At 53.7% G+C, this 11,730-nt stretch carries 5 protein-coding genes; 4 read left to right on the top strand and 1 reads right to left on the bottom strand.

Annotated features, from left to right (window positions below; all coding sequences use genetic code 11):
• Positions 1–260 precede the first annotated feature (260 nt).
• The 4 genes from rpoB to J7M22_02770 all read left to right on the top strand — a co-directional run bounded on the left by rpoB (position 261) and on the right by J7M22_02770 (position 10,642).
• A complete protein-coding gene (gene rpoB / locus J7M22_02785; GenBank protein MCD6505531.1) occupies positions 261–4,418 on the top strand; it encodes a DNA-directed RNA polymerase subunit beta in 4,158 nt (1,385 codons plus the stop codon).
• Positions 4,419–4,496: 78 nt separating this feature from the next.
• The gene (rpoC, locus tag J7M22_02780; GenBank protein ID MCD6505530.1) at positions 4,497–8,654 is read left to right on the top strand and encodes a DNA-directed RNA polymerase subunit beta'; all 4,158 of its coding nucleotides are present in this window, start codon (positions 4,497–4,499) and stop codon (positions 8,652–8,654) included.
• Between the two features lie 48 nt (positions 8,655–8,702).
• On the top strand, positions 8,703–9,494 hold the full coding sequence (locus J7M22_02775; protein ID MCD6505529.1) for a tRNA (adenine-N1)-methyltransferase: 792 nt from the start codon (positions 8,703–8,705) through the stop codon (positions 9,492–9,494).
• Complete coding sequence (locus J7M22_02770; protein MCD6505528.1) at positions 9,491–10,642, top strand: hypothetical protein; 1,152 nt, start codon at positions 9,491–9,493, stop codon at positions 10,640–10,642. Before J7M22_02775 ends, J7M22_02770 begins: the two co-directional genes overlap by 4 nt.
• Before the next feature lie 22 nt (positions 10,643–10,664).
• Here J7M22_02770 and J7M22_02765 read toward each other — a convergent pair whose 3' ends face one another.
• Entirely contained in the window at positions 10,665–11,384 is a 720-nt protein-coding gene (locus tag J7M22_02765; GenBank protein MCD6505527.1) for a hypothetical protein, read from the bottom strand.
• Between the last annotated feature and the right edge of the window lie 346 nt (positions 11,385–11,730).

Here is an 11,730-nt window from a genome sequence, read left to right as displayed (position 1 = left end):
GATAGGGATGAGAAGATGAAAAGATTTGATTCTTTTTCGGCCTTTGGTGCCGGGAGGGGAGATTTTACCCTTATCAAAGCGTTGAAAAGCCCTGGGGGGATCAAAATCTGCTTGACGTTTTAAGGATTACATAGTATACTATTAGTTTGCGCATCCAATCCCAGGCCTAACCTCACACCGAATAAGGTGATAAGATAATGCCTCAAAAAATTAAGTATGGAAGAAGGGAAAGGTTATCCTTCGCTAGGATCCCTGAGGTAATGGAGCTTCCCAACCTGATAGAAATCCAGAAGAAATCCTACGAGGATTTCCTCCAGAAAGATATTCCTCCTGAGCAAAGGGAGGATAAGGGCCTTCAGGCAGTCTTTAAGGAGATCTTCCCGATATACGATCTGACTGAAACCTCCTATCTCGAGTTCGTAAGCTATTCGATAGGGAAGCCCAAATACGAGGTAAATGAATGTCAGGAGCGGGGTATGACCTATGCAGCCCCGCTGAAAATAAGGGTAAGACTCGTAGTTCGCGAAAAGGACAAGGAGACTGGGGAGAAGCAGATCCTGGATATCCGGGAATCCGATGTCTACATGGGCGAACTACCTCTGATGACGGAAAGGGGCACGTTCGTCATAAACGGCGCTGAGAGAGTCGTAGTAAGTCAACTGCACAGATCCCCCGGCGTCACCTTCAACGAGGAGCTCCATACCAGCGGCAGGAAACTCTTCTCGGCTAAGATAACCCCATACCGAGGGGCGTGGCTGGAGTTCGAATACGATTCGAGTGGTGTAATCCATGTCAGGCTTGATAGAAGGAAACGGATGCTGGCCACCGTGATTTTGAGAGCGCTGGGCTGGGAGAGCGATGAGGAGATCCTCTCCCTGTTCGCCGATTCGGAGGAGATCGAGATAAAGGGATGGGACGACGAGATCGTAGAGGTAAGGCGAGAGGAATTCGATACGCTGCTCAATAGGGTTGCCGCTGAGGATATCCAAGATCCTGTGACAGATGATCTGATCCTCACGATGGGCGAGAGAATAGGCGGTATCGAGGTCCAGAGGTTAAAGGCGAGCTCCATCGGTGTGGTTAAAGTCCTGCACGAAAGCTTCCCCTCACATCTTATAGGCAGGATACTCTCCAAACCGGTGGTTGATGAGGAGACCGGCGAGGTCATAGCGGAAATCAACGACGAGATAACCTATGAGATGTTGAAGAGATGTTATCAGCAGGGAATCAGAAGGGTGACCGTCCTCAAGGAGGAAGATGCCAGTAGGATAGAAAACCTTCGGGCAACGCTTAAAAAAGATGATACCTCATCGATGGAAGAGGCGCTCGTCGAGATATTCCGTAAGCTCCAGCCTAGCGATCCGCCGACGATCGAAAGCGCCAAGCTGAGGTTTCAGAGATTGTACTTTGATCCGCTGCGATATGACCTCTCAGCGGTAGGAAGGTATAAGATGTCAAAGAAGCTCAACCTTCGGATCACCGATCTCGATCTGCTGGAAACCCTCGTCTTCCTCGATACATCCGTATACAAGGAGACGGCCGAAAGGTTGGGATTAGACGGATCGAAGGAGGAGGTAGCCGCCAACATCTCGCGTCTGAATGAGGAGGAGAGAAGGGAGATACTTGAAAAGTTCGGCTACAACTTCGACTCAGATATTCGCGTCCTGACGAAGAGGGATATACTCGAGACGCTGAGATACCTTATAAAGGTCGAGAACGGCGAGGGGGAGATAGACGATATCGATCACCTTGGCAACAGAAGGGTTCGCACCGTAGGGGAGCTTCTGCAGAATCAAGTTCGCCTTGGGCTCACCAGACTCGCTAGATCCATAAAGGACAGAATGGCGATAGTGGATATGAGCGAGGCGCACCCACATGATCTGGTCAACCACAAACCCCTTAGCAGCGCCATCAAGGATTTCTTTGGAAGCAGCCAACTGTCCCAGTTCATGCAGCAGACCAACCCGCTGGATGAGTTGACCCACAAACGCCGATTGAGTGCTCTGGGACCTGGAGGTCTTCGCCGCGATAGGGCTACGTTTGAGGTTCGTGACGTGCATCGTACCCATTACGGCCGCGTCTGCCCAATAGAAACCCCTGAAGGTCCGAGCGTCGGCCTGATCGTCTCGCTCAGCACCTATGCCAGGATTAACGAGTACGGATTCCTGGAGACGCCCTACCGTAAGGTCAAAAACGGATATGTCACGGACGAGATCGAATATCTCACCGCCGATGAGGAGGATCAGTACGTCATAGCCCAGGCTAACGCCAAGACGGATGAGAACGGAAGGCTGCTGGGCGATAGAATTGTAACCAGATACAGGGGCGATTTCCCGGAGATGCCACCTGAGAAGGTGGATTATATAGATGTCTCACCGAAACAGACAGTAAGCGTTTCCGCTTCGCTGATACCCTTCCTCGAACATGATGATGCCAACAGAGCTTTGATGGGATCGAACATGCAGAGACAGGCGGTTCCGCTTCTGATTCCCGAAGCGCCATTGGTCGGTACAGGTATGGAGCATAAAGCCGCCGTTGATTCCAACGCCGTGGTGATCGCCAAGAGAGCCGGTATTGTAGAGAGCGTCTCGGCGGACGAGATCATCATCCGCGCCGATGAGGCCTTAGATCTGGAGGATGAGGGCAAGATCGGCCAGAGGGGCGAATACTCCTTCACCGAAATGGGATACGACGTATATAAGCTTCTCAAATTCAAGCGGACTAACGGCGGAACCTGTATCAACCAAAGACCTATAGTCAAGGTGGGGGAACACGTCGAGGCCGGACAGGTCATCGCCGACGGAAGCTGTTCCGATCAAGGCGAGCTGGCTCTAGGCGCCAATGTGCTTGTGGCCTTCATGCCCTGGGAGGGGTATAACTTCGAGGATGCCGTGGTCATAAGTGAGAGATTAGTTCAGGAGGACGTTTACACCTCTATCCACCTCGAGGAGTTCGAGATAGAGGCTAGGGACACCAAGATGGGGCGCGAGGAGATTACGAGGGACATACCGAACGTCAGCGAGGAACAGCTCAGAAATCTCGACGAGGACGGTATCATCAGGATCGGCTCCTATGTCAAGCCGGGGGATATCCTGGTGGGTAAGGTCACACCTAAGGTGGAAACCGATCTCGGCCCAGAGGAGAAGCTACTGAGGGCCATCTTCGGCGAAAAGGCAAGTGATGTCAGGGATGCGTCCCTCTACGCCAAGCCCGGCGTCGAGGGAGTGGTGGTAGACGTGAAGGTCTTCTCACGTAAGGAGAGGGAGAAGGATAAGCTTGCCAGGTTGCGCGAGGAGTCCCAGATCAAAGAGGCCGAGAAGGAGTGCGAGGCGACGATAAACCTGATCAACCAGCGCAAGGAGCAGGAGATCAGAAGGCTACTCCTCGGCCAGATGCTCGCCATTAACCTGGAGAAAGATGGCGAGATCATAGGTCGAAAGGGCGATATTATAACCGAGGAGATGTTGGATAGCGGCCTACCGCTCGATGAGTTCATAATAGCCGATGCCGCCGTCACCAGACAGATAAGCCGTATCAAAAGGTTGGCTCAAGGGCGAATCGAGGCCGCCCTTGCGGCCAAGAAGGAGAAGATCGAGAAGATCAAGGGCGGCGATGAACTGAAACCTGGCGTCATCAAGCTGGTAAAGGTCTACATCGCCACTAAGAGAAAGATATCGGTCGGCGATAAGATCGCTGGAAGACACGGGAACAAGGGGGTCATCGCCAAGATATTGCCCAAGGAGGACATGCCATATCTGGAGGACGGCACGCCGGTGGACATAATCCTTAACCCGCTGGGTGTCCCATCCCGAATGAACATAGGGCAGATACTGGAAACCCATCTAGGATGGGCCGCCAAAGCTCTCGGGCTTTACATAGCCTCCCCGGTATTCGACGGCGCTACTGAGGAGGACATCAAGGGGCTGCTTAAGAAGGCTGGGCTTCCGATTTCAGGGAAGACCAGACTCTATGACGGCAGAACGGGAGAGCCCTTTGAGCAGGAGGTCACCGTCGGCTGGACCTACATCATGAAGCTCCACCACCTCGTGGACGATAAGATCCACGCCCGATCGATAGGCCCTTACTCCCTCGTCACGCAACAACCGCTGGGCGGCAAGGCACAGCAGGGCGGCCAGAGGCTGGGCGAGATGGAGGTATGGGCGCTCGAGGCATATGGTGCCGCCTACTCGCTTCAGGAGATGCTCACCGTCAAATCCGATGACGTGGTCGGTAGAAGCCGGATATATGAGGCGATGGTCAAAGGGGAAAACGCACCCGAACCCGGAATACCCGAATCCTTCAACGTCCTGGTCAAGGAACTGCAAAGCCTCGCCCTTAGCGTACAACTTGAAAGGGAAACTTCAAAGGAACCGGAGGAAGCGTCCCTTCCTGAGGATTGGGACGAGTGGTTTTCCTAACCATGGGAGGTTAAGGTTGAGATCCTCTCTTAACCTCAACCTAGACCTTAACCTATGAGGAGGAATCCCAAATTGCAGATGCGTAATACATCGAACATCACAAATCCGAACAATTTCGATATTATATCCATAAAATTGGCCTCCCCGGAGGAGATCAAATGGTGGGCCAAGCGGACGGCATGTCACTGTCCGCCGCCCAAAAACCTCACCTGCTCCTGCGGTGAGGTCAAAAAACCGGAGACGATAAACTACAGGACGTTTAAGCCCGAACGGGACGGGCTGTTCTGTGAAGCGATCTTCGGTCCCGTCAAGGACTGGGAGTGTAGCTGCGGCAAATACAAGAGGATCAAGAACAAAGGGATAGTATGTGATAAATGTGGGGTTGAAGTTACCCAGTCCCGCGTTAGGCGGGAGAGGATGGGATATATTCAGCTTGCCGCTCCCGTCACTCATATCTGGTTCTTCAAGGGAACCACCATCAACCCAATCGGAACAATCTTGGGAACCAACTTCTCCCTGCGGGATCTGGAGAGGGTCATATATTTCGAGTCCTACATCGTCATAGACCCCGGCGATAGCCCATTGGAATACAGGCAGAGGCTCACCGAGGAGGAATACATCAGATATAAGGAACACTACAACTTCCATGCTGAAATGGGCGCATCCGCTTTGAAGAAGGTTCTCTCGCATATCGATCTGGACAGAGAGATAGAGATGGTCAAGGAAGAGCTCCAGAACACCAATTCGAAGCAGAAACGGAAGAAGCTCCAGAAGCGATTGAAGCTGCTTTACGGCTTCAAGCAGTCGGGCAACAGGCCGGAGTGGATGATCCTAGACGTGATCCCCGTGCTTCCTCCTGAGTTGAGGCCGTTGGTCGCCCTGGACGGCGGAAGGTTCGCCACCTCCGATCTGAATGACCTCTACAGACGGGTCATAAACCGCAACAACCGGCTCAAGAGGTTGATGGATCTGCATGCACCCGAGGTCATCATTCGAAATGAAAAGCGGATGTTACAGGAATCGGTGGATGCGCTTTTGGATAACGGCAGACACGGGAGAGTCGTCAGAGGTCCCCGCAACCGACCGCTGAAGTCGCTGAGCGATATGTTGAAGGGCAAGACAGGTCGGTTCCGTCAGAACCTGCTCGGCAAACGGGTGGATTACTCCGGCAGATCGGTCATCGTTATCGGACCGGAGCTGAAGATGGATGAGTGCGGCCTGCCGAAGAAAATGGCCACCGAGCTGTTTAAACCCTTCATCATACATAAGCTTCAGGAGAGGGGATATGCCCAGGCGATCCGAAGCGCCAAGAGGATGGCTGAGAGGATCTCACCCGAGGTATGGGAGGTGCTGGAGGAGGTCATAGCCGAGCATCCGGTGCTTCTCAACCGCGCGCCCACACTTCACAGACTCGGCATACAGGCCTTTCACCCTATGCTCGTCGAGGAGAAGGCCATAAGGATCCATCCCCTAGTGTGTAAGGCCTTCAACGCCGATTTCGACGGCGACCAGATGGCGGTCCATGTCCCGCTTTCTGCCGAGGCTCAGGTTGAGGCTAAGCTGTTGATGAACGCCGAGAGGAACCTCCTCAAACCGGCACACGGCTGGCCGATAGCCGTCCCCACCCTGGACATGGTCCTCGGCATAGACTACCTGACCAAGGAGAAACCGACCGAGGAAAAGGACGGAAACATTCCCGTCTTCCCATCGCCCGATGACGTGATATACGCCCATAACCTCGGCCATCTCGATCTACACTCCTACATCAAGCTCAGGGTAGACGGACACATCATCACCACCACCGTCGGCAGGGTGATCTTCAATCAGATAATCCCGGAGGAGCTTACCTTCTACGATGAGGAGGCGAAGGGGGAGATCCACTTCCTCAACAAGGAAGTTCACGCCCGTGAGATCTCAGACCTCGTCGCGATGGTTTTCGATAAGTGCGGCAATCGGAAGACGGTCGAGTTCCTCGATAACGTGAAGGAGCTGGGTTTTCACTATGCCACCGTCTCCGGGGTCTCGATGAGCATAGACGATCTGATAATACCGAAGGAGAAGTGGGAGCTGATCGAGCAGGCACGTAAGGAGGCCGAGGAGGTCGAGAAGAACTACAGAGACGGGTTGATCACCAACAGCGAGCGGTATAACAAGGTGGTCAGCATCTGGAGCAATCTGACAAGGGAGATAGAGGCCGTCCTGATCGATGCCCTGCGCAAGGGTCGAGAAGATGAGATTCCGGGGTTCAATCCCGTCAACATAATGGTGGATTCCGGGGCGAGGAGCAAGAAGGAGCCGATAAGGCAGCTTGCCGGAATGCGAGGGTTGATGACCAAACCCTCAGGAGAGATCATCGAACGACCGATATTCGCAAACTTCAGGGAAGGATTGACCGTTCTGGATTACTTCATCTCCACTCACGGTGCCCGTAAAGGGTTGGCCGATACCGCCATTAAAACCGCAAGCTCAGGATATCTGACCCGAAAGCTCATAGATGTCGCCCAGGATGTGGTCATCACGGAGGAGGATTGCGGGACGCTAAACGGGATCGTCAAAAGCTCGCTCGAAGAGGAGGAAGCCGGCGAAACGTTGGGAAACAGGGTCTTCGGGAGAACAGCCCTGGAGGATATCAAACATCCGATCACTGGGGAGCTGATAGTTAAAGCGGGGGATCTCATAGACCGCGAGGCCGCCAGGAAGATCGACGAGGCCGGAATAACGGAGGTGAAGATCAGATCAGTGCTGACATGCGAGACGACACACGGGATCTGCCGTAAATGTTACGGTATGGATATGACCACGGGCAAGCTCGTCGATATCGGGGAGGCGGTTGGGATCATAGCGGCTCAATCCATCGGGGAACCCGGAACTCAGCTGACGATGAGAACCTTCCACACGGGCGGAGCCGTCGTCGCATCGGAACAGACCGAGATAACGGCCAAAAACGACGGAGTGGTGAAGTATCAAAACGTCAGGTTCGTCAAGCGCCCCGACGGCGAGATAGTTTCGCTGTCAAGACACGGCCAGATAAGCATATTGGACGAGACAGGATATGAACGTGAGCGACATAGGGTTATGGTCGGCGCCAGGATAAAGGTCGAGGACGGCGGGCAGATCCATAAAGGCGACGTGCTGCTGGAGTGGGATCCGGATCACCTGCCCATTCTGACGGAGGTCGGCGGCAAGGTCAAGTTCTTCGATATCGTCGAGGGTCTCACGATGTCGCTGCATATAGATGAGATAACCGGAATGGTCACGCCCGTCATAATAGAGCCCAAGGACACGAAGCTGCAGCCGAGGATCGAGGTGTTGAACGATAAAGGGGAATCCATCGGAACATATCACATGCCGACGGGAGCACACCTATCGGTGGATGACGGCGATATGGTTCATCCCGGGGATACGCTGGCCAGGATTCCGAGGGAGAGGGCAAAGGCAAGGGACATAGTCACCGGTCTTCCCAGGGTTACGGAACTCTTCGAGGCCCGTCGACCGAAGGACGCAGCCTTCATCGCCGAGATAGACGGATATGTCAGGATAATCGGCACGAGCAGAGGAGTGAGGCTTGTCAAGATCGAGAATCCTGATGAGGGGATCGAGAGCGAGACGTACAGGATACCGATCGGGAAACACATGATCGTTCGAGAGGGTGAGTGGGTGAGAGCCGGAGATCGACTGACTGAGGGGCCGCTTAACCCACATGATATCCTTAGGGTTCGAGGCGAGACGGCGGTGCAGTCCTATCTGGTTAACCAGATCCAGGAGGTATACCGGGCGCAGGGAGAGCGGATAAACGACAAGCACATAGAGGTTATAGTACGGCAGATGATGAAGAAGGTACGGATAGAGGATCCGGGGGATACGGAGTTTCTGGAGGGAGATCAGGTGGACAGAGTCCTCTTCAGGCAGGAGAACGAGCGAGTGGTGAGTCAGGGAGGCAGGCCGGCTACCGCCCAACCGATCCTTCAGGGGATAACGAAGGCTGCGTTGACCACGGAGAGTTTCATCTCAGCCTCATCCTTCCAGCAGACGACAAAGGTGCTGACGGAGGCAGCGCTATACGGAAAGAAGGATAAGCTCAAGGGGCTCAAGGAGAACGTCATCGTCGGCAGATTGATCCCCGCAGGAACAGGCGTGCCCCAGTTGAGAAGGATCGAGGTCTACGAGAAGGGATCTCTCCCGCCGGAGGAGAAAGGAGAGTCCTCTGAGACGGGGGCGATCCCTGCCGATGATTGATCCTAACATAGGGGCGAGGCGTGCCTCGCCCCTAACCGGAGGCTATCTATGCCGATAAAGGAGGGAGATCTGGTACTGGTTTACCTCCCCGATGATTCCACCTACCTGGTGGCCGCGCAACCGGATAAAACCCTTGGAACACATAAGGGAAACCTGAACCTCGGCGACCTGATCGATAGGGAATATGGTGATATTATACAGCTTTCAAGATCCCCCGCATACCTTCTTGAACCCAGCATAGAGGATCTGATTATGAAGGTGCAAAGGGGGACGAATATCGTCTACCCGAAGGAGATCGGGCTGTTGCTTCTGGCGGCGAACATACGGAGCGGCCGTAAGGTTCTGGAGATAGGAACCGGATCGGGAGCGTTGACCATAGCGCTGGCCTTCGCCGTTGCACCCGAAGGCAGAGTGTATACCTATGATGTTAGGGAGGATTTCCTGAAACTCGCCAGACGAAACGTGGAACGGGCCGGGGTTTCAGATTATGTGGAGTTCGGATTGAAAAAACCCGGCGAACCGGTAGCCCAGGACATGATGGATGCCGTTATCCTGGATATACCCGCTCCATGGGATGAGATCGAAACGGTTAAATCCGCCCTCAAGCCCAGCGGGAGGTTGGTAAGCTTAAACCCGACATATAACCAGATAGAGAGGATGGCCGAGACGCTCAGAAAAGATGGGTTCGTGATGATAAGGTCAATGGAGATCTTATGTAGGCCGATCCTCGCCCGGGAGGGACGAACGAGGCCCGTCCAACAGATGGTAGCCCATACGGAGTTCATTCTCACGGCCGCATATGTAGGCGACACCTCCGCTCATCGAGAGACCGAGCGATGAAAAGATGGCTTATCACAGTTCTAGCGTTCACGTTTCTCACGACTTTATCGATCCAATCCGATGGGGATCAGAAACGCGTGGCGGTCCTCTATTTCGAGGATCACTCACATTTCAACTCCCCGGCCGGATGTCTGCCCTCATGGTGGATCTTCAGGTGGTTTCTCGGCGGAAGGCCGAAGGGCAAGGAGGTATGGGATCTCGAGGATGGATTTCGCAAAATGATGAACGAAGCCCTTGCCAAATCGGAAGTTTATGAGCCCATACCACCTGAGAGGATAGAGGAATTCTGTCGGAAGATGAACGTCAAGGTGAAAGATCTGGGAGAGAGGGAAGATCTGAGGGCGCGCTTGGCGGAGGAGTTAGATCTGGACACCATGATCACCGGCGAAGTGCTTAAGTTCGGCCAGGAGAGATTCAGGGGGATCGTGGGCGGTAAAAGCCGCATCACGGGAAACGTGCTAACGGGTGTTGGATTGAGAGGTTATTTCTACGTGGCTACCGTGGCGATCAAACTGCATATCTACGACCGATCCGGCGGGGAGATCTCCTCCTTCAAGATAGGCAAAAAGGCCACTCATCAGTTCGGAGCTATCGGAGCCGGTCCGATCGAAACCGTTATCTCCGATATGGGGCTGGAAACCCGGTTCGGTGCTCGACCGATCTCCAGCAAGATAACCAAAAAACATCCCATAGTCGAAAGTGAGGAGCTCGACAGGATAAAGTTCGCGTCGCCGCAATATCATAAAACCCTCTTTGGAATAGCGACGGATTCGGCGCTGGAAGAGGCGGTCTACAGGATAAGGCAGGAGATAGGTCCACGGCCGCCCAAGAAGGAGGTGAAACAGGGCCTCATTGAGGGCGAGATAATGCATGTCTCAGAGGATGGGACGATCTTCGTTAATGTCGGATCGGATAAAGGGGTCACCGTCGGGATGAGATTTGAGGTGCTCTCCACCATCCCGCTTATCGATCCCGACACGGGTGAAGTGCTCGGTAAGACGACGGAGAGGATCGGCGTGATAGAGATCACCGAGGTCGAGAGCGGAAGGCTTTCAAAGGCGAAGGCTGTGAAGGGAAACGGATTCAAAAAAGGAGATGTGATCCGCAACCTGGGAGAAAATCAAGGATTTGGGCGAGACGTACGCTAGCTTGAACGTCCCGCCCTATCGGTCATCGGGTCTTAAGCCCTGCCCAGGTGTATGCCAGCTTCCCGTTCGGTTCTACGGCCACCGACGGCCCCTCCAGATCTGAAACCCTGAAGAAGGCTATGTGAGCCCTTCCGGACCAGACCCTTATCCCGACCCTACCGGAATCCCACGCCTTGGTCTGATCCTCATACTCCAGCGTCCACTCGTCGGGCTCTTTCTCGGCTGCATCCCATACTTTGATCTGGAATTTAAATCCCTCCGCCCGCACCTTTATCCAGGTCCATTTATCCGTGCTCTTCACGTCCGGTTTCTTCGCGTTGTCGGGTGTGTTCTCGTTTCCTCCGGTTATAGTAGCTATATGCAATCCGGTATCCTGATCGAGCTCTATGAGGTAGCAGTTATTGAAATCACCGTTCTGATCTCGGAAAACTATCGGCCCGTCGGAATCCATGTTAGAGTCCTTCGTCCAGTCCATATCCTTCCACAACACCTCAATAAACCCGTCGGTGAACGTGAGGTTTTTGACATAGGCGAGGCAATTGGTCCCACTTGCGACGGAAGCCTCCATCACCTCCGGTCCGTGTTCCGGTGGATCGTCCTTGACGATCTTGATATCGCCGTTGCCGGGTATCAGATCCCATTGACTGAGATCGCCCTTGAAATCGTCCTCAAACAGCGTGGCTGCTTGAGCGTAGAGGAACAGGCACAGGAGAAACGATAAAGAGATCAGAATCACCCTCATGGCCATCCCCTCCTCACATGAAATTTGGCATTCGAGATTTTACCAGTTTTCTAAGGGAAAATCAAGGCGAGAGCAAAGCTCTCTAGGGCTTAAGGGGTTTTCAACGCTTTTCGACAGCGCTGTAGTGATAAGCCCCCGTGCCTGCCGGACTCGAGGATACGCACAGGAGCGTGCCCTCTATCATGCCTGATTATACCAAATCATTGAAAAGCCCTGGAACAGGACTTCTCAAAAGTTCATGGGGCGTGAGATGAGGAAAATCTAGGCAGCATAAGGGTTTTTGAGCAAATTCGCGATAGATTAGAGCGCGAATTTCCTTTGAATCACTTACACCATCTAGGCCTTT

Source organism: Candidatus Poribacteria bacterium (genome assembly GCA_021162805.1).
Classification (GTDB): Bacteria; Poribacteria; WGA-4E; order B28-G17; family B28-G17; genus JAGGXZ01.
Note: the sequence above shows the minus strand (reverse complement) of the source record. Positions and strands in the feature narration are given on the sequence as shown.